The organism is Amycolatopsis sp. (assembly GCF_035546795.1).
Lineage (GTDB): Bacteria > Actinomycetota > Actinomycetes > Mycobacteriales > Pseudonocardiaceae > Amycolatopsis_E.
Genome location: NZ_DASZWC010000052.1, coordinates 86006 through 104530 on the forward strand (window position 1 = coordinate 86006; position 18525 = coordinate 104530).

Sequence of the window (18525 nt, forward strand, 5' to 3'; positions counted from 1 at the left end):
TCGACATCCTTTAAGGACCCGTCCCGTGAGGCGGGGAAGGAGTCTGCCTTGGCGTCACGCCCTCGTGGCGCGACGGAGCCGGCCGGTGAGCGTGAACTGCTCTCCGCTGGTGATGTCGCGCGCACCATCGCCCGGATGGCCCATCAGGTCATCGAGAAGACCGCGCTCGGTGCGGATTCGGCCGAGCCGCCGGTGCTGCTCGGTATTCCGACCCGGGGCACCTCGCTCGCCGGAAGACTGGCCGAGCGGATAGCCGAGTTCGCCGGGGTCACCCCGCCGACCGGCGATCTGGACATCACCCTCTACCGCGACGATCTGCGCCGCAGGCCCACCCGGCCGCTCGCGTCCACCCGGCTGCCCGAAGCCGGTCTCGACGATCGCGTCGTGATCCTGGTCGACGACGTGCTCTTCTCCGGCCGCACCGTCCGCGCGGCGCTCGACGCCCTGCGCGATCACGGCCGCCCCCGCTCGGTGCAGCTGGCCGTGCTGGTGGACCGCGGCCACCGCGAGTTCCCGATCCGGGCCGACTACGTGGGCAAGAACGTGCCGACCTCACGGTCCGAGGAAGTGCACGTGCTGCTGTCCGAAGTGGACGGACGTGACGCCGTCCTGCTGCGCGGCAAGGGGGAGGAGAGCGAATGAAGCACCTGCTGGCCACCGACGGGCTGGACCCGGACCTGGCCACGGCCGTGCTGGACACCGCCGACGGGCTGAAGAAGACCCTGCTCGGGCGCGAGGTGCGCAAGCTGCCCACGTTGCGCGGCCGCACTGTGATCACCTTGTTCTACGAGAACTCCACCCGCACCAGGGTCTCCTTCGAGATCGCCGGCAAGTGGATGAGCGCGGACGTGATCAACGTGTCCTCCGGTGGCTCGTCGGTCGGCAAGGGGGAGTCGCTGCGCGACACGGCGCTGACGCTCGCCGCCGCGGGCGCGGACTGCGTGATCATCCGGCACCCGGCTTCCGGTGCGGCGCAACGGCTGGCGGGCTGGCTCGCGGAGGCGGGCACAGCCGTGGTCAACGCCGGGGACGGGATGCACGAGCACCCGACGCAGGCGCTGCTCGACGCCGCGACGTTGCGGGAGCGCCTCGGCACGATCAAGGACCGGCGCATCGCGATTGTCGGGGACGTCCTGCACAGCCGGGTCGCCCGCTCGAACATCCACCTGCTGGCCGCGCTCGGCGCCGAGGTGGTGCTGGTCGCGCCGCCGACGCTGCTGCCGGCCGGGATCGAGTCCCTGCCCGTGACGGTTTCGCATGAGCTGGACGCCGAACTGCCCGCGGTGGACGCGGTGATGATGTTGCGCGTACAGGCAGAGCGGATGCACGGCGCGTTCTTCCCGTCGGCCCGCGAGTACTCGATCACCTACGGGCTCAACGAAAAACGACTGCAGATGCTGCCCGAGCACGCCGTCGTGCTGCACCCGGGGCCGATGCTGCGCGGCATGGAGATCGCGTCCTCGGTGGCCGATTCCGGGGCCTCGGCGATCACCGAACAGGTCCGCAACGGGGTGCACGTGCGGATGGCGGTTCTGTACCACTTGCTGGCCGGAGAGGACGAGAAGGCGTGAGCGACCAGGTACTGATCAAGGGAGCCCGGCGCTACGGCGAAGGCGACCCGGTGGACGTCCTGGTCTCGAACGGGATCATCGCCGGGATCGGTTCGCTCGAAGCGGCCGGGGACACCGAGGTGATCGAAGCCAACGGCCAGGTGCTGCTGCCCGGCTTCGTCGACCTGCACACCCACCTGCGTGAGCCCGGCCGCGAAGACGCGGAGACCGTCGAAAGTGGTTCGGCCGCCGCGGCCCTCGGCGGCTATACGGCGGTGTTCGCGATGGCCAACACCAGCCCGGTCGCCGACAACTCGGTGGTGGTCGAGCACGTGTGGCGGCGCGGCCGGGAGACAGGGCTGGTCGACGTGCATCCGGTCGGCGCGGTCACCGTCGGGCTCAAGGGCGAGCAGCTCGCGGAGCTGGGCACGATGGCGAAATCGGCCGCGAACGTGCGGATCTTCTCCGACGACGGGCACTGCGTCGCCGACCCGCTGATCATGCGGCGGGCGCTGGAGTACTCGACCGCGCTGGGCGTGGTCATCGCGCAGCACGCCGAAGAGCCCCGGCTCACGGTCGGCGCGCAGGCGAACGAAGGCGAGCGCGCGTCCCGGCTGGGTTACGCGGGCTGGCCCGCTTCGGCCGAGGAGTCGATCGTCGCCCGTGACTGCCTGCTCGCCCGGCACGCCGGGGCGCGGCTGCACGTATGCCACGTGTCCACGGCCGGAACCGCGGACGTGCTCCGCTGGGCCAAGGACCGCGGCACCCGGGTCTCGGCCGAGGTCACGCCACACCATCTGCTGCTCACCGACGAACGGCTCGAGACCTACGACCCGGTGAACAAGGTCAACCCGCCGTTGCGCACGAGCGGGGACGCCGCCCGGCTGCGGGCCGCGCTGGCCGAGGGCGTGATCGACTGCGTCGCCACCGACCACGCCCCGCATCCGGTGCAGGACAAGGACTGCGAGTGGATGGCGGCCAAGCCGGGCATGCTCGGCCTGCAGACGGCGCTGTCGGTGGTCGTCGAGACAATGGTGCGCACCGGGCTGCTGGACTGGCGCGGCGTGGCCAGGGTGCTGAGCGAGCGGCCCGCGGAGATCGCCGGGCTGCCCGACCACGGCCGCCCGCTGGAGACCGGGGAGCCGGCCAACCTGGTGCTGGTCGACCCCGACGCGGAGTGGACGGTGCGCGGCGCCGAGCTGGCGAGTATCGCGGCGAACACGCCGTACGAGGGCATGCGCCTGCCGGGCGTGGTCACCCTCACGCTGCTGCGTGGGCGAATCACCGCGCGCGAAGGGAAGATTGGGTAATGGAGCGCTTCATTCTCGTCCTGGTGGTTCTCGCCTTTTTCCTGCTGGCGGTGTGGGGCATGCGCCTGGGCTGGCGACGAAAGGCGCGGTCGCAGAGCGCCAGGGTGGCTCCGTTCCCGGAGGTTCCCGAGGAGCCCGGCGAGCCCCTGCTGGAGGCGCCCGGCCTGTACGTGAGCACCACCACGGCCGGCGACTGGCAGGACCGGATCGTCACCCGCGGCATGGGCCTGCGCGGGCGCGCTGTGCTGCGCCGCTACCCCCGTGGCGTCGAGGTCGACCGGGCGGGCGCGCCCGGGTACTGGATCCCCGAGGAGTCCATTGTGGACATCAAACGGGGCAGTGCGATCGCGGGCAAGGTGATGGGCTCGGACAGTCTGCTGATCATCACCTGGCGTCTCGGCGAGGTGGAACTGGACACCGGGTTCCGGGGAGACGACCACGGCGTCTATCCACAGTGGATCGAAAGCTTGGCACACAAGAGCAAGGGAGGGGCCCAGTGAGCACGCGTACACCCGCGGCGCTGGTGCTGGAGGACGGCCGTGTGTTCCGCGGCTCGGCGTACGGCGCGCAGGGGCGCACGCTCGGCGAGGCGGTGTTCTGCACCGGCATGACCGGCTACCAGGAGACGCTGACCGATCCGTCGTACCACCGCCAGATCGTGGTGCAGACGGCGCCGCAGATCGGCAACACCGGCTGGAACGACGAGGACGACGAGTCGGCCCGCATCTGGGTCTCCGGCTATGTGGTGCGCGACCCCGCCCGCACCCCGTCGAACTGGCGCTCGCGCCGGACCCTGGACGAGGAACTCGTGCGTCAGGGCGTGGTCGGCATCGCCGGCGTGGACACCCGCACGCTCACCCGGCACCTGCGCGAGCAGGGCGCGATGCGCTCCGGGGTGTTCTCCGGTGACGCGCTGGCCGCCGAGGACGCGATGGTGGCCGAGGTGCTGGCCATCCCGCCGATGAAGGGCGCGAACCTGGCCGGCGAGGTCACCACGGCGAAGCCGTACATGGTCGCGGCGGAGGGGCAGCGGCGCTTCCGCGTCGCGGCGCTCGACCTGGGCATCAAGTCCAACACCCCGCGGCAGATGGCCCGCCGGGGTATCGAGCTGCACGTGCTGCCGGCTTCCAGCACCATCGAGGACCTGCTGGCGGTGGAACCGGACGGGGTGTTCCTGTCCAACGGCCCCGGCGACCCGGAGACCCAGGCCCACGCGATCGCGCTCACCGAGGAGACGCTGCGCCGGGAGATCCCGCTGTTCGGCATCTGCTTCGGCAACCAGATCCTCGGCCGCGCGCTGGGGCTTGGCACCTACAAGATGCGCTACGGCCACCGCGGCATCAACATCCCGGTGATCGACACCGACACCGGCCGGGTCGCGATCACGGCGCAGAACCACGGGTTCGCACTGGAGGGCGAGCCGGGCCAGACCTTCGCCTCGCCGTTCGGCACCGCGAAGGTCAGCCACTACTGCCCGAACGACGGCACTGTCGAGGGCGTGCGCTGCGCCGACGTGCCCGCGTTCTCGGTGCAGTACCACCCGGAGGCGGCCGCCGGCCCGCACGACGCCGCGCCGCTGTTCGACGAATTCGTGACCTTGATGGAGGACCGCAGGAGCAGGCGCGACACGGCAGTGCCGTCGACGAGGACCGATCGGGTGCGGGTCGTCCCGCAAGACACGGAGAAGAAGAGCAACTGATGCCGAAGCGGACAGACATCGAGCACGTTCTCGTCATCGGGTCCGGCCCGATCGTCATCGGGCAGGCCGCCGAGTTCGACTACTCCGGCACCCAGGCCTGCCGCGTGCTGCGCGAAGAGGGCCTGCGGGTCAGCCTGGTGAACTCGAACCCGGCCACGATCATGACCGACCCGGAGTTCGCCGACGCCACCTACATCGAGCCGGTCACCGCCGACTTCGTGGAGAAGGTCATCGCGGCCGAGCGCCCGGACGCGATCCTGGCCACCCTCGGCGGGCAGACGGCGCTGAACACCGCCGTCGCCCTGCATGACCGTGGCGTGCTGGAGAAGTACCAGGTCGAGCTGATCGGTGCCGACATCGACGCCATCCAGCGCGGTGAGGACCGGCAGAAGTTCAAGGACATCGTGCGCAGCATCGGCGCCGAGGTGCCGCGCAGCAAGGTCTGCCACTCGATGGACGAGGTGCGCGAGACGGTCGCCGGCCTCGGCCTGCCGGTGGTCATCCGGCCGTCGTTCACCATGGGCGGGCTCGGCTCGGGCATGGCGCACACCGACGAGGAGCTGGAGCGGCTGGCTTCGGTGGGGCTGAGCGAGTCCCCGGTCACCGAGGTGCTGATCGAGGAGAGTGTGCTCGGCTGGAAGGAGTACGAGCTCGAGCTGATGCGCGACCGCCACGACAACGTGGTGGTGATCTGCTCCATCGAGAACATCGACGCGATGGGCGTGCACACCGGCGACTCGGTCACCGTCGCCCCGGCGATGACGCTGACCGACCGCGAGTACCAGCACATGCGTGACGTCGGCATCGCCGTGCTGCGTGAGGTCGGGGTGGACACCGGCGGCTGCAACATCCAGTTCGCGATCAACCCCGACGACGGCCGGATGGTCGTCATCGAGATGAACCCGCGGGTGTCGCGGTCGAGCGCGCTGGCCTCGAAGGCCACCGGTTTCCCGATCGCCAAGATCGCCGCGAAGCTGGCCATCGGCTACACCCTCGACGAGATCCGCAACGACATCACCGGCGAGACCCCGGCGTCCTTCGAGCCGACGCTGGACTACGTCGTGGTGAAGGTGCCGCGGTTCGCCTTCGAGAAGTTCCCCGGCGCCGACCCGACACTGACCACCACGATGAAGTCGGTCGGCGAGGCGATGGCACTGGGCCGCAGCTTCCCCGAGGCGCTGGGCAAGGCGATGCGCTCCATCGACACCAAGGCGGCCGGGTTCTGGACGAGGCCCGACCCCGAAGGCGCCACGCTGGAGAACACTCTCGAGTCCCTGCGCACCCCGCACGACGGCCGCCTGTACGCCGTCGAGCGGGCGCTGCGCCTCGGTGCCTCCGTCGAGCAGGTGCACGACGCGAGCGGGCTGGACCCGTGGTTCATCGACCAGATCGCGCTGATCGGCGAGGTCGGCGCGCAGGTGCGGGACGCGCCGGTGCTCGACGCGGAGCTGCTGCGCGAAGCCAAGCGAACCGGGCTGTCCGACCAGCAGATCGCCGCGCTGCGGCCGGAGCTGGCCGGTGAGGACGGGGTGCGCACGCTGCGGCACCGGCTGGCGGTGCGGCCGGTGTTCAAGACCGTGGACACCTGTGCCGCCGAGTTCGCCGCGAAGACGCCGTACCACTACTCGGCCTACGAGTCCGATCCCGCCGCCGAGTCCGAGGTCGCCGCGCAGCCGGACAAGCCGAAGGTGCTCATCCTCGGTTCCGGGCCGAACCGGATCGGGCAGGGCATCGAGTTCGACTACTCCTGCGTGCACGCGGCGATCGCGCTGCGCGAGGCCGGGTTCGAGGCCGTCATGGTCAACTGCAACCCCGAGACGGTGTCCACCGACTACGACACCTCCGACCGGCTGTACTTCGAGCCGCTGACGTTCGAGGACGTGCTGGAGGTCGTCTACGCCGAGCAGAACTCGGGCACCGTGGCCGGCGTGATCGTGCAGCTGGGCGGGCAGACCCCGCTGGGGCTGGCCAAGCGGCTCGCCGACGCCGGCGTGCCGATCGTGGGCACGTCACCGGACGCGATCAACCTGGCCGAGGACCGCGGCGCGTTCGGCGAGGTGCTCGGTGACGCCGGGCTGCCGGCGCCGAAGTACGGCACCGCCACGTCGTTCGAGGGCGCCAAGCGGATCGCCGACGAGATCGGTTACCCGGTGCTGGTCCGGCCGTCGTACGTGCTGGGCGGCCGGGGTATGGAGATCGTCTACGACGAGCCGACGCTGGAGGGCTACATCCAGCGCGCCACCGAGGTCACCCCCGAGCACCCGGTGCTCGTGGACCGCTTCCTCGACGACGCGATCGAGATCGACGTGGACGCGCTGTTCGACGGCGAGGAGCTGTACCTGGGCGGCGTGATGGAGCACATCGAGGAGGCCGGGATCCACTCCGGTGACTCCTCGTGCGCGCTGCCGCCGATCACGCTGGGGCGCCAGGACGTGGAGACCGTGCGCGCCTCAACGGAGGCGATCGCGCGGGGTGTCGGCGTGCGCGGGCTGCTCAATGTCCAGTACGCGCTCAAGGACGACGTGCTCTACGTCCTGGAAGCCAACCCGCGCGCCTCGCGCACGGTGCCGTTCGTCTCGAAGGCGACCGGGGTGCAGCTGGCCAAGGCCGCTTCGCTGGTGATGACCGGTTCCAGCATCAAGGACCTGCGCACCCGCGGCGTGCTGCCCGCCGAGGGCGACGGCGGGCACCTGCCCGCGGACTCCCCGGTGGCGGTGAAGGAGGCCGTGCTGCCCTTCCACCGGTTCCGCACGCCGGAGGGCAAGGGCGTGGACTCGCTGCTCGGGCCGGAAATGAAGTCGACCGGTGAGGTGATGGGCGTGGACACCTCGTTCGGCGAGGCGTTCGCGAAGTCGCAGGCCGGTGCCTACGGTTCGCTGCCCACCTCGGGCCGGGTGTTCGTGTCGGTGGCCAACCGGGACAAGCGGGCGCTGGTGTTCCCGGTGAAGCGGCTGGCCGACCTCGGGTTCGAGATCCTGGCGACCGCGGGCACCGCGGAAGTGCTGCGCCGCAACGGGGTCGCCTGCACCGAAGTGCGCAAGCACAGCGAGGACGCGGCAGGTTCTTCGATTCCCGGCCCGAACATCGTGGAGGTCATCCTCGACGGCGGGGTCAACATGGTGATCAACACCCCGTACGGCAACAGCGGGCCCCGGATCGACGGCTACGAGATCCGCACCGCCGCGGTCTCGCGGGACATCCCGTGCATCACGACGGTGCAGGGGGCCGCGGCCGCGGTGCACGGAATCGAGGCGCTGATCCGCGGGGACATCCGGGTGCGCTCACTGCAGGACCTCCAGGCGGCGTTGCGGGCGCACTCGTGACTGCGCCATTCGGGCTAAGGCTGTGCGAGAAGATTTCCGAACGCGGCAATCTCTGCGCCGGGATCGACCCGCATCCGGGGTTACTCGACGCATGGGGCCTCGAACGCACGGTGTCGGGGCTGGAGAAATTCGCCCTCTCCGCCACCGAGGTGCTGGCCGCGGAGGCGGCTGTGATCAAGCCGCAGTCGGCTTTTTTCGAGGCCTACGGCGCCCCTGGGATCGCCGTCCTGGAGCGGGTGATCGCAGGGGCCAAGGCCGCCGGCGCGCTCGTCCTGCTGGACGTCAAGCGCGGCGACATCGGCTCGACGATGGGCGCGTATACCGCCGCGTATCTGAGTGGTGACACAGCGCTCGCGGCGGACGCCGTGACGGTCTCCCCGTACCTCGGTTTCGGTTCGCTGGCGCCCGCCATCGAAACCGCCCGGGCCGGGGGACGAGGTGTGTTCGTGCTGGCCCGCACCTCCAACCCGGAGGCGGCAGAACTGCAGAAAGCCTTGCTGGTCAACGGAAAAACCGTCGCTCAATCCATTGTGGACGAAGTGGCGAAGGTCAACGCCGGCGCCGGGCCGCTGGGCGACATCGGGGTGGTCGTCGGGGCCACCGTGCCGCCGGGGGAGCTCGACCTCGGCGCGCTCAACGGACCGGTGCTGGCGCCCGGTTTCGGGGCCCAGGGGGCCACGGTGAGCGATCTTCGCGCGGTGTTCGGCACGGAACTGCGGGGCGTGCTCCCGGCGTCGTCCAGGGACCTGCTGCGGCACGGGCCGGACCCGCGCGCGCTGCGCGAGCAGGTGCGCCGGGTGCGGTCCGAGTTGGCGAAATGAAGGCTAATATCAGGCCCCGCCCAGGGAACTGACCGGCCACCCCCGCATTGTGGCCGGTGGCCAGGGGTGGGTACCGTCGCGTCACCCACCCGGAATTTTGAGTACTACGGAGGAAAACGTGGCACTTCCCCAGCTGACCGAGGAACAGCGCAAGGCGGCGCTGGAGAAGGCCGCTGCCGCTCGACGTGCCCGTGCCGAGCTCAAGGAACGCCTCAAGCGGGGCGGCACCACCCTGACCGACGTTCTCAAGCAGGCCGACGAGGACGAGGTCCTCGGCAAGATGAAGGTTTCGGCTCTGCTCGAAGCTCTCCCCGGCGTCGGCAAGGTGCGCGCTCAGCAGACGATGGAGCGCCTGGAGATCGCGCCGAGCCGCCGGCTCCGCGGCCTTGGCGACCGGCAGCGCAAGGCGCTGCTGGCCGAGTTCAGCGGCGAGTGAGCGAGACGGGCAACGACCACGCGGCGGCGGCCGGGAACACCGGCCGGGCGCAGCACGGTGAGCCGGTGCCGGGGCGCGAGTCCCGGCGTCGGCTCACCGTCGTCTCGGGGCCTTCCGGGGTCGGCAAGTCCAGCGTGGTCTCGGAACTGCGGAAGCTGGACCCGAGCATCTACTTCAGCGTCTCGGTGACCACGCGGGCTCCCCGGCCCGGCGAGGTCGACGGGGAGCACTACCACTTCATCGACAAGGCCGTATTCGACAAGATGGCCGCCGCGGGCGAGCTCCTCGAATACGCCGAGTTCGCGGGCAACTGCTACGGCACCCCGCGTGAGCCGGTCGAGCGGGCGCTGGCCGAAGGCCGCCCCGCGGTGCTGGAGATCGAACTGCAGGGCGCGCGGCAGGTCCGCCGGGCCATGCCCGGCGCGCGGCTGGTGATGCTGATGCCGCCGTCCTGGGAGGAACTGGTCGGCAGGCTGACCGGCCGCGGCACCGAGGAGGAGGCCGCGGTCAAGGCGCGGCTGGCCGAAGCGGAGCGCGAACTGGCCGCGGCGGGGGAGTTCGACGCACGCGTTGTCAACGCCGACGTGCGGGAAGCGGCCGAGCAGTTGTTAAGCTTGATGAACACGGACTTCGAATTGATTCGGGAGCAGAACGAGTGACCGCAGCGCTGGGTGTCCACGGTGAAGAGCTCGAGGGCATCACCAACCCGCCGATCGACGACCTGCTGGCCAAGGTCAGCTCCAAGTACGCGCTGGTGATCTACGCCGCCAAGCGCGCACGCCAGATCAACGACTACTACGCCCAGCTCGGCGAGGGCCTGCTGGAGTACGTCGGCCCGCTCGTCGAGCCGGGCCCGCGCGAGAAGCCGCTGTCCATCGCCCTGCGCGAGATCCACGGCGGCCTGCTCGAGCACACCGAAGGTGAGTGAAAAACCCCGCGTCGTCCTCGGCGTGGGTGGCGGGATCGCCGCCTACAAGGCGTGCGAGGTGCTGCGCGGGCTGACCGAGTCCGGTCACGACGTCCGCGTGGTGCCCACCGAGGCCGCGCTGAACTTCGTCGGCGCGGCCACTTTCGAAGCGCTGTCCGGGCATCCGGTGCACACCGGCGTGTTCACCGAGGTGCCCGAGGTCCAGCACGTCCGCGTCGGCAAGGAGGCGGACCTGGTGCTGGTCGTGCCCGCCACGGCCGACCTGCTGGCCCGTGCCGCGCACGGCCGCGCGGACGACCTGTTGACCAGCACGCTGCTGACGGCGCGCTGCCCGGTCGCGTTCTTCCCGGCGATGCACACCGAGATGTGGGAGCACCCGGCCACGCGCGACAACGTGGCGCTGCTGCGCTCGCGCGGGATCGTGGTCGCCGAACCGGCCGCGGGCCGCCTCACCGGCGCGGACACCGGCAAGGGCAGGCTCGCCGATCCCGCCGAGATCGTGGATTTGGCCCGGCTGCTGCTCGCCGCGCGCGACGCGCTCCCGCGTGACCTGGAGGGCCTGCGGGTGGTGGTGTCCGCCGGTGGCACGAGGGAGCCGCTGGACCCGGTGCGCTACCTGGGGAACAGGTCCTCGGGCAAGCAGGGCTACGCGATAGCGCGGGTGGCCGCGCAGCGCGGCGCCGACGTCACGCTCGTCGCGGCGCATACGGTCGACCTGCCCCAGCCCGCCGGAGTCGATCTTCGTCACGTGTCCACGGCCGCTCAGCTGCGCGACGCGGTGCACGAACGCGCGCAGGACGCCGACGTGGTGGTGATGGCCGCCGCGGTGGCGGATTTCCGGCCCGAGAACAGCGCCGAGTACAAGATCAAGAAGTCCGACGACCAGCCCGATCCCGTGGTCACTCTGGCCAGGAACCCGGACATCCTCGCCGAACTGGTGCTCAAGCGGCGCGGCGGCCAGACGATCGTCGGGTTCGCCGCCGAGACCGGCGACGAGCACGGATCGGTGCTCGACCACGCCCGCGCCAAGCTCGCCCGCAAGGGCTGTGACCTGCTGGTCGTCAACGCGGTCGGGGACGGGCGCGCGTTCGAGGTCGAGGACAACGCCGGCTGGCTGCTGGCCGCCGACGGTGCCGAACGTCCCATTCCGCTCGGTTCGAAATCCCAGCTGGCGGCCACATTGTGGGATGCGGTGGCCGAGTTCATCCGCCGTTGACCGTCCGCCTAGGTTTAACTCGGTAGGCTGGCAAGGCCCACCGAGTTGAGGGGATGTGAGGTGCGTCGTGACCGAGACCCGCAGGCTGTTCACGTCGGAGTCGGTGACGGAAGGTCATCCGGACAAGATCTGCGACGCGATCAGCGACTCGATCCTGGACGCGCTGCTGTCCAAGGATCCGCGTAGCCGGGTCGCCGTCGAAACGATGATCACCACCGGTCAGGTGCACGTCGCCGGCGAGGTCACCACCGAGGCCTACGCCGACATCCCGACCATCGTGCGGGAGCGGATCCTGGAGATCGGATACGACTCCTCCGCGAAGGGGTTCGACGGGAACTCCTGCGGTGTGAACGTGGCCATCGGCTCCCAGTCCCCAGACATCGCGCAGGGCGTGAACACCGCGTACGAGTCGCGCCTGGAGAACGCGCTCGACGAGATCGACCGCCAGGGCGCGGGCGACCAGGGCCTGATGTTCGGTTACGCGTGCAGTGACACCCCCGAGCTGATGCCGCTGCCGATCGCGCTGGCGCACCGGCTTTCCCAGCGCCTGACCCGGGTCCGCAAGGAGGGCGTGCTGCCGTACCTGCGCCCGGACGGCAAGACCCAGGTGACCATCGAGTACGCCGGTGAGCAGGCCGTGCGGCTGGACACCGTGGTGGTCTCCACCCAGCACGCCGAGGGCATCGACCTGGACTCGATGCTGGGTGTGGACATCCGCGAGCAGGTGGTGGCCCCCGAGCTGGCGGGCCTGGAGCTGGACGCGACGGACGTGCGGCTGCTGGTGAACCCGACCGGCCGGTTCGTCATCGGCGGTCCGATGGGTGACGCCGGGCTGACCGGCCGCAAGATCATCGTCGACACCTACGGCGGGATGGCCCGCCACGGCGGTGGCGCGTTCTCGGGCAAGGACCCGTCGAAGGTGGACCGCTCGGCCGCGTACGCGATGCGCTGGGTGGCCAAGAACGTGGTCTCCGCCGGGCTCGCGAGCCGGGTGGAGGTGCAGGTGGCCTACGCGATCGGCAAGGCTTCCCCGGTCGGGCTGTTCGTGGAGACCTTCGGCACCGAGACCGTGGACCCGACGAAGATCCAGGGCGCCATCACCGAGGTGTTCGACCTGCGCCCGGCCGCGATCATCCGCGACCTGGACCTGCTCCGCCCGATCTACGCGCCCACTTCGGCGTACGGTCACTTCGGCCGTCCTGAGCTGAACCTGCCGTGGGAGAACACCGATCGAGCCGAAGCCCTCCGCTCCGCCGCCGGTGCCTGACGGAGCACAGACCACCCCGCTCTGGGACCTCCCCAAGCCGAAACCGGCGGCCAGGAAACCCCAGGCGCGCAAGGGACAGCAGAAGGCGGCGGCCGTCGACCCGATCGCGAGGATCGTGGTCGACGTGCCGCTGGCGCATCTGGACCGCACGTTCGACTACCAGGTCCCGGACAAGCTCGACGCCGACGCGGTCCCCGGCGCCAGGGTGCGCGTGCGGTTCGCCGGGCAGCTCGTCGACGGGTTCCTGATCGAGCGGGCCGCGACCACCGAACACACCGGGCGGCTCGCGTTCCTGGAGCGGGTCACGTCCAGCGAGCGGGTGCTCGATCCGCGGCTGGCGGCGCTGGCGAGGACGGTCGCCGAACGCTACGGCGGCACCATGATCGACGTGCTGCGGCTGGCGATCCCGCCGCGGCACGCGAAGACGGAGGCCGAGCCCGCGCGTCCGCGCGCGGAGGTGAAGGCCGTCCCGTCGGAGAGCGGCTGGGCGCGCTATCAGCGAGGTGCGGCGTTCCTCGAAGCGCTGCGCGGGAACAGACAGGCGCACGCCGTGTGGCAGGCATTGCCGGGCGAGGACTGGCCGCGGCGGCTGGCCGAAGCGGCCGCCGTCGTGGCGGCCGGTGGGCGCGGTGCCGTGCTTGTGGTGCCGGATCAGCGGGATCTGGCACGGGTGCATGCCGCGTGTGCCGAGCTGGCCGGGGAGGACGCCGTGGTCGGGCTGTCCGCGGATCTCGGCCCGGCGGAACGGTACCGGCGGTGGCTGGCGGTCGCGCGCGGTTCGGCGCCGATCGTGGTCGGCACCCGGGCGACGATGTTCGCGCCGGTGCACGATCCCGGGCTGTTCGTGGTCTGGGACGACGGGGACGATCTGCACGTCGACCCGCATATGCCGTATCCGCAGGTGCGGGACGTGCTGATCCTGCGCGCGCACGCGGAGAAGGCGTCGATGCTGGTGGCCGGATTCGCGCGCACGGCCGAGGCGCAGCTGCTGGTCGAATCGGGCTGGGCGCATCCGGTGCTCGCGTCCCGCGAGGAGCTGCGGCGGGCGGTCCCCAGGGTCACGCCGGTCGGCGAGGATTTCGATGTCGCGCGGGATGAAGCGGCCCGCGTCGCACGGCTGCCGTCGGTGGCGTTCGAGGCGGCGAGGCAGGCGCTGAGCGGTGGGGCGCCGGTGCTCGTGCAGGTGCCGCGGCGCGGTTACGTGCCGGCGCTGGCGTGTGCGCAATGCCGCGCTCCGGCGCACTGCCGCCGTTGCGCGGGACCGTTGGCGCTGACCGGTTCCGGGGCGCCGAGCTGCCGCTGGTGCGGGGCGCCCGAGGGTGGTTTCCGGTGCAACTCCTGTGGTTCGCAGCGGATGCGGGCGATGGTGGTCGGCTCGAAGCGGACGGCGGAAGAGCTGGGCCGCGCGTTTCCCGGCTTCGCCGTGCGGACTTCGGGCGCGCAGGAAGTGCTGGCCACGGTGCCGGGCAAACCGGCGCTGGTGGTGTGCACGCCGGGCGCGGAGCCGGTGGCCGAAGGCGGCTACGGTGCCGCGCTGCTGCTGGACGGGTGGGCGTTGCTGGGCAGGCAGGACCTCCGCGCGGCAGAGGAGACGCTGCGCCGCTGGATGGCCGCGGCGGCGCTGGTGCGCCCGGGCGCGGCGGGTGGCCGGATCGTGGTGGGTGCCGAGGCGGGGCTGACGCCGGTGCAGGCGCTCGTCCGGTGGGACCCGGCGTGGCATGCCGAACGCGAGCTGGCCGAGCGGCGCGAACTGGGCTTCCCGCCCGCGGTGCGGATGGCGAGCCTGGAGGGCACTCCGGAGGCGGTCGGCGCGCTGCTGGACGAGCTCTCGCTGCCCGAGTCGGGCGAGGTGCTGGGCCCGGTGCCGCTGGGCGAGATGGACGACGAGGGCCGCACGGAACGCGAGCGCGCCCTGGTTCGCGTGCCCCGCGCGGACGGCAGGGCGCTTGCGGCCACCCTGGCGACGGCGCAGGCGCGCCGCGTGGCGCGCAAGGAGGCCGAGCCGGTGCGCATCCAGCTGGACCCGCAGGCGCTCATTTAGGCGCGATCTGGTCAGGGCGCCGCAGGACGGCCACGAACAGGATGCTGGTCGCGAGGAACGGGCCTGCGGACATCCCGGCCAGCCGGCGGTTGCCTCCGCACGTTCCAGCGCGCCCGCCGGGATCGACGACGATGCTGTCCCAGTCCGGTTCGGCTACACACGCCACCCGCCCGGGCCGCGGTACCCGGTGGAACTCGGCGAACACCGCGGCCGGGTCGGTGACGTGCTGGACAATCCGGTCGGCGCGGGCCCGCTCGACGCTGCGGTCCGGCACCGGCAGCGCATGGGCGTCACCGGCGCGGGCCGCTCCCGCATGTTGGCGGAATGGTGCCGGCCATAGACTGAGCGACGATGTTCTCCCAGCCTGAAATCGCCGAGGTGCCTTGATGCGCCTGGTGTTCGCCGGTACCCCCGAACCCGCGGTACCCGCTCTCCGTGCCCTGCTCGACTCGCCCCGGCACGAGGTGGTCGCGGTGGTCACGCGACCTGACGCGCCGGCCGGCCGCGGCCGCAAGGTCGTGCGCTCGCCTGTCGGAGCGGTGGCCGACGAGCACGGGATCGAGGTGCTGACCCCGGCGAAGGCGGGGGAGCCCGAATTCCTCGATCGCCTGCGTGAGCTGGCCCCGGACGCCTGCCCGGTGGTCGCGTACGGCGCCCTGCTGCCGCAGCGCACCCTCGACATCCCGGCCCGCGGCTGGGTGAACCTGCACTTCTCGCTGCTGCCCGCGTGGCGGGGCGCCGCCCCGGTGCAGGCCGCGATCCGGGCCGGGGACGAGATCACCGGCGCGTCCACGTTCCGGATCGTCAAGGAACTGGACGCGGGCCCGGTCTTCGGCGTGGTCACCGAGAAGATCCAGCCCACGGACACCGCGGGCGCGCTGCTGGAGCGGCTCGCGGAGTCCGGTGCCCGGCTGCTGGTGTCCACAATAGACGGTATCGAGGACGGCACGATCCAGGCCGTACCGCAGCCCGCCGACGGGGTCACCTACGCGCCCAAGGTCACGGTGGAGGACGCCAAGGTGTCGTTCGCCGATCCGGCGCACGCGGTGGACCGGCTGATCCGGGCGGTGACGCCGGATCCGGGCGCCTGGACCGAATTCCGTGGCGAACGGTTCAAGCTCGGGCCGGTGACGGTGCTCGACGAGCCGGCGCTGCCGCCGGGCGAGCTGCGGGTGGAACGCAAGCGGGTGCTCGCGGGCACCGCCACGCAGCCGGTGCGGCTCGGCGAGGTGCAGGCGCAGGGCAAGAAACGGATGGCGGCCACCGACTGGGCGCGTGGCACGAGGATCGACCAGGGAGAGCGCCTTTCATGAGTGGTGAACGTCAGCAACGGCCGTCACGGCCGCAGCGGAACAGGCCTGCCCCGCGTAAACAGGGGCCCCGCCGCCCGCCGCCGTACGAGGACCCGGCGCGCAGGGTGGCCTTCGAGGTGCTGCGCGCGGTCCGCGAACGCGACGCGTACGCGAACCTCGTGCTGCCCGACCTGCTCCGGCAGCGCAAGCTCGGCGGCCGGGACGCCGCGCTGGCCACGGAGCTGGCCTACGGGACGTCCCGCGCGCAGGGCCTGCTGGACGAGGTCATCGGCGCCAACCTCGACCGTCCGGTGTCCAAAGTGGACGGTGTGGTGCTGGACTGCCTGCGCCTCGGCGCCTACCAGTTGCTGCGCACCCGGATCCCGGAGCACGCCGCGGTCGACTCGATGGTCAACATGGCCAGGGTCGAGGGCGGTTCGCACGTCGCCGGGTTCGTCAACGCGGTGCTGCGGAAAGTGTCCGAAAAGGACGAAGCGGCCTGGCTGGACGAGCTCGCGCCGGATCCGGTGAAGGATCCGATCGGCAACCTCGCGCTGCGCACCGCGCACCCGCGCTGGGTCGCCCGTTCGTTCGCGGAAGCGCTGGGGGACAAGGGAACCGAGCTGCAGGCCGCGCTGGAGGCCGATGACCAGCGGCCCGAGGTGCACCTGGTCGCGCGGCCCGGCGAGATCAGCGCGGACGAGCTGGCCGCGATCACCGGCGGGGACGTCGCGCCCTACTCGCCCTACGGAGTCCACCTGCCGGCCGGGTCGGGCGACCCGGCGGATTCCGAGCCCATTCGCGAAAAGCTCGCGGCGGTCCAGGACGAGGGCAGTCAGCTGTGCGCGGTCGCGCTGACCAGGGCGCCCCTCGATGGCGCCGACGAACGCTGGCTCGACCTGTGTGCCGGTCCGGGCGGGAAGGCCGCGCTGCTGGGCGCCCTCGCCGCGCTTTCCGGCGCGACGCTGGACGCCGTCGAGCAGGCGCCGCATCGTGCCCGTCTGGTGGAGCACGCCGTCGCGGGCCTGCCGGTGAAGGTGCACGTGGCCGACGGCCGCGAGTCCGGGCTCGAACCGGGCTACGACCGGATCCTCGTGGACGCCCCGTGCAGCGGCCTTGGTTCATTGCGCCGCCGGCCGGAGTCGCGCTGGCGCCGCAAGCCCTCCGACGTCGCGGATCTGACCAAGCTGCAAGGACAACTGCTCGGCGCGGCGCTCGAACTGGTGCGCCCGGGCGGCGTCGTCGCGTACGTCGTCTGCTCGCCGCACCTGGCCGAGACGGAGGGCGTGGTCAGCGACGTGGCCCGCCGCAGCAAGGCCGAAATGCTCGACGCGCGGGAGTTCTTCCCCGAAATGCCGTTGCTCGGGGACGGTCCGTACGTGCAGCTGTGGCCGCACCGGCACGGCACGGACGCGATGTTCTGCGCCGTACTGCGGAAATGAGACTGCTCGGCCTCGTCGCCAGTTCGTGCGGCGGCGTCGAGTCGCGCCTGCGCACCGAAATAGCCGAACCCGCCGTGGCGCGAGGCTGGCGGCTGGCGATCACGCTGACCCCGAACACGGCGGCCTGGCTGGCGCACACCGGCGAGCTCGCCCGGCTCCAGGAGCTCACCGACCTGGAGGTGCGCAGCGGCTCGCGCCTGCCGGGCGAGCCGCGGCCGCATCCGGATCCCGAGGTGTTCCTGTTCGCCCCGGCGAGCGCGAACTCGGTGGTGAAGCTGGCGCTGGGCATCGCCGACAACCAGGCGCTGACCGTGCTCGGCGATGTACTCGGCGACCCGGCCGTCTCCGTGGCGGTGGCGTATCAGGTCAGCCCGGCGCGCGCCGGGCATCCCGCGTGGCGCGGGCATCTGGACTCGCTCGCCTCGGCGGGGGCGCAGGTGTCCCAGCTGGCGGGACCGTGGACGACGGCGCTGGAACTCCTGCCGGTCTGACCTTCTACACTGCGTAACCGTGAGCCACCGACCCCTGATCGCCCCGAGTATTCTGTCCGCCGATTTCGCCCGGCTTGGCGAAGAGATCAACGCCGTCGCGGGGGCCGGGGAGACGCGCGCCGACTGGGTGCACGTCGACGTGATGGACGCGCATTTCGTGCCGAACCTGACGCTGGGCCTGCCGGTGGTGCAGTCGCTGCTCAAGTCCACCGACCTGCCGCTGGACTGCCACCTGATGATCGAGGACCCGGACCGCTGGGCCGTCGGGTACGCCGAGGCCGGCGCCTACAACGTCACCGTGCACGTCGAGGCCGCCGAAGACCCGGTCATGCTGGCCAAGAACCTGCGCGCGGCGGGTGCGAAGGCCGGGTTGTCGGTCAAGCCCGGCACCCCGCTGGAGGACCACCTCGACACGCTCAAGCACTACGACACGCTGCTGGTGATGTCGGTCGAGCCCGGCTTCGGCGGCCAGTCCTTCATCCCGGACGTGCTGGAGAAGGTCCGTACCGCGCGCCGCCTTGTCGACACCGGGCATCTGAACGTGATCGTCGAGATCGACGGCGGGATCAACGCCGATACGATCGAACAGGCCGCCGAAGCGGGAGTCGACTGCTTCGTCGCGGGCTCCGCCGTCTACGGCGCCGAAGACCCGGGCAAGGCCGTCGCCGCACTGCGCGCACGCGCCGCCGCACACCAGTAAAGGGAGGCG

At 71.4% G+C, this 18525-nt stretch carries 18 protein-coding genes; 17 read left to right on the forward strand and 1 reads right to left on the reverse strand.

The genetic code is table 11. From position 1 onward, the window contains the following. The first annotated feature begins 48 nt into the window (after nucleotides 1-48). From pyrR to VHD82_RS27800, 13 genes are all read left to right on the forward strand, one after another. On the forward strand, nucleotides 49-642 hold the full coding sequence (gene pyrR, locus VHD82_RS27740; protein WP_325710276.1) for a bifunctional pyr operon transcriptional regulator/uracil phosphoribosyltransferase PyrR: 594 nt from the start codon (nucleotides 49-51) through the stop codon (nucleotides 640-642). Continuing rightward, a complete protein-coding gene (locus VHD82_RS27745; RefSeq protein ID WP_325710279.1) occupies nucleotides 639-1571 on the forward strand; it encodes an aspartate carbamoyltransferase catalytic subunit in 933 nt (310 codons plus the stop codon). Before pyrR ends, VHD82_RS27745 begins: the two co-directional genes overlap by 4 nt. Continuing rightward, complete coding sequence (locus VHD82_RS27750) at nucleotides 1568-2860, forward strand: dihydroorotase (RefSeq protein WP_325710282.1); 1293 nt, start codon at nucleotides 1568-1570, stop codon at nucleotides 2858-2860. The genes VHD82_RS27745 and VHD82_RS27750 overlap by 4 nt, the downstream gene beginning before the upstream one ends. Next, nucleotides 2860-3360: a transporter gene (locus VHD82_RS27755; RefSeq protein WP_325710285.1), complete on the forward strand. Its 501-nt coding sequence runs from the start codon at nucleotides 2860-2862 to the stop codon at nucleotides 3358-3360. The genes VHD82_RS27750 and VHD82_RS27755 overlap by 1 nt, the downstream gene beginning before the upstream one ends. Next, nucleotides 3357-4559: a glutamine-hydrolyzing carbamoyl-phosphate synthase small subunit gene (gene carA, locus VHD82_RS27760; protein ID WP_325710288.1), complete on the forward strand. Its 1203-nt coding sequence runs from the start codon at nucleotides 3357-3359 to the stop codon at nucleotides 4557-4559. The genes VHD82_RS27755 and carA overlap by 4 nt, the downstream gene beginning before the upstream one ends. After that, nucleotides 4559-7882 (forward strand): carbamoyl-phosphate synthase large subunit, encoded by a 3324-nt coding sequence (carB, locus tag VHD82_RS27765; protein ID WP_325710290.1) that lies wholly within the window; start codon nucleotides 4559-4561, stop codon nucleotides 7880-7882. The genes carA and carB overlap by 1 nt, the downstream gene beginning before the upstream one ends. Continuing rightward, nucleotides 7879-8703 carry an orotidine-5'-phosphate decarboxylase gene (gene pyrF / locus VHD82_RS27770; protein WP_325710293.1) on the forward strand — a complete coding sequence of 275 codons (825 nt, stop codon included), beginning with the start codon at nucleotides 7879-7881 and terminating at the stop codon, nucleotides 8701-8703. Before carB ends, pyrF begins: the two co-directional genes overlap by 4 nt. Nucleotides 8704-8821: 118 nt before the next feature. Beyond that, nucleotides 8822-9139: an integration host factor, actinobacterial type gene (mihF, locus tag VHD82_RS27775; protein ID WP_017983071.1), complete on the forward strand. Its 318-nt coding sequence runs from the start codon at nucleotides 8822-8824 to the stop codon at nucleotides 9137-9139. Further along, complete coding sequence (gene gmk / locus VHD82_RS27780) at nucleotides 9136-9798, forward strand: guanylate kinase (RefSeq protein WP_325710295.1); 663 nt, start codon at nucleotides 9136-9138, stop codon at nucleotides 9796-9798. The genes mihF and gmk overlap by 4 nt, the downstream gene beginning before the upstream one ends. After that, nucleotides 9795-10067, forward strand: a complete 273-nt coding sequence (gene rpoZ / locus VHD82_RS27785) for a DNA-directed RNA polymerase subunit omega (RefSeq protein ID WP_325710299.1) — start codon at nucleotides 9795-9797, stop codon at nucleotides 10065-10067. Before gmk ends, rpoZ begins: the two co-directional genes overlap by 4 nt. Beyond that, nucleotides 10060-11283 (forward strand): bifunctional phosphopantothenoylcysteine decarboxylase/phosphopantothenate--cysteine ligase CoaBC, encoded by a 1224-nt coding sequence (coaBC, locus tag VHD82_RS27790; protein ID WP_325710302.1) that lies wholly within the window; start codon nucleotides 10060-10062, stop codon nucleotides 11281-11283. Before rpoZ ends, coaBC begins: the two co-directional genes overlap by 8 nt. 85 nt (nucleotides 11284-11368) lie before the next feature. Beyond that, nucleotides 11369-12550, forward strand: coding sequence for a methionine adenosyltransferase (gene metK, locus VHD82_RS27795; RefSeq protein WP_325710433.1), 1182 nt, complete (start codon nucleotides 11369-11371; stop codon nucleotides 12548-12550). Continuing rightward, on the forward strand, nucleotides 12543-14591 hold the full coding sequence (locus VHD82_RS27800) for a primosomal protein N' (RefSeq protein WP_325710306.1): 2049 nt from the start codon (nucleotides 12543-12545) through the stop codon (nucleotides 14589-14591). Before metK ends, VHD82_RS27800 begins: the two co-directional genes overlap by 8 nt. Here VHD82_RS27800 and VHD82_RS27805 read toward each other — a convergent pair. Beyond that, nucleotides 14584-15072 (reverse strand): methyltransferase domain-containing protein, encoded by a 489-nt coding sequence (locus VHD82_RS27805; protein ID WP_325710309.1) that lies wholly within the window; start codon nucleotides 15070-15072, stop codon nucleotides 14584-14586. The two genes, VHD82_RS27800 and VHD82_RS27805, sit on opposite strands and share 8 nt — an antisense overlap. Between VHD82_RS27805 and fmt the strand changes: the two genes are divergently transcribed. From fmt to rpe, 4 genes are read left to right on the forward strand one after another with little or no spacing between them, the layout of a single operon-like run. Further along, nucleotides 14978-15904: a methionyl-tRNA formyltransferase gene (fmt, locus tag VHD82_RS27810; RefSeq protein WP_325710312.1), complete on the forward strand. Its 927-nt coding sequence runs from the start codon at nucleotides 14978-14980 to the stop codon at nucleotides 15902-15904. The two genes, VHD82_RS27805 and fmt, sit on opposite strands and share 95 nt — an antisense overlap. Further along, nucleotides 15901-17325 carry an RsmB/NOP family class I SAM-dependent RNA methyltransferase gene (locus tag VHD82_RS27815; protein WP_325710315.1) on the forward strand — a complete coding sequence of 475 codons (1425 nt, stop codon included), beginning with the start codon at nucleotides 15901-15903 and terminating at the stop codon, nucleotides 17323-17325. Before fmt ends, VHD82_RS27815 begins: the two co-directional genes overlap by 4 nt. After that, the gene (locus VHD82_RS27820) at nucleotides 17322-17816 is read left to right on the forward strand and encodes a flavoprotein (protein WP_325710317.1); all 495 of its coding nucleotides are present in this window, start codon (nucleotides 17322-17324) and stop codon (nucleotides 17814-17816) included. Before VHD82_RS27815 ends, VHD82_RS27820 begins: the two co-directional genes overlap by 4 nt. A 34-nt stretch (nucleotides 17817-17850) precedes the next feature. Further along, the gene (gene rpe / locus VHD82_RS27825; RefSeq protein WP_325710436.1) at nucleotides 17851-18516 is read left to right on the forward strand and encodes a ribulose-phosphate 3-epimerase; all 666 of its coding nucleotides are present in this window, start codon (nucleotides 17851-17853) and stop codon (nucleotides 18514-18516) included. The last annotated feature ends 9 nt before the right edge of the window (nucleotides 18517-18525 follow it).

Excerpts from the sequence above, each read along its gene's own strand:
- VHD82_RS27745 (WP_325710279.1), top strand. The coding sequence starts at position 639 with ATGAAGCACCTGCTGGCCACCGACGGGCTGGACCCGGACCTGGCCACG.
- VHD82_RS27755 (WP_325710285.1), top strand. The coding sequence starts at position 2,860 with ATGGAGCGCTTCATTCTCGTCCTGGTGGTTCTCGCCTTTTTCCTGCTG.
- carB (WP_325710290.1), top strand. The coding sequence starts at position 4,559 with ATGCCGAAGCGGACAGACATCGAGCACGTTCTCGTCATCGGGTCCGGC.
- fmt (WP_325710312.1), top strand. The coding sequence starts at position 14,978 with ATGCGCCTGGTGTTCGCCGGTACCCCCGAACCCGCGGTACCCGCTCTC.
- VHD82_RS27815 (WP_325710315.1), top strand. The coding sequence starts at position 15,901 with ATGAGTGGTGAACGTCAGCAACGGCCGTCACGGCCGCAGCGGAACAGG.
- VHD82_RS27820 (WP_325710317.1), top strand. The coding sequence starts at position 17,322 with ATGAGACTGCTCGGCCTCGTCGCCAGTTCGTGCGGCGGCGTCGAGTCG.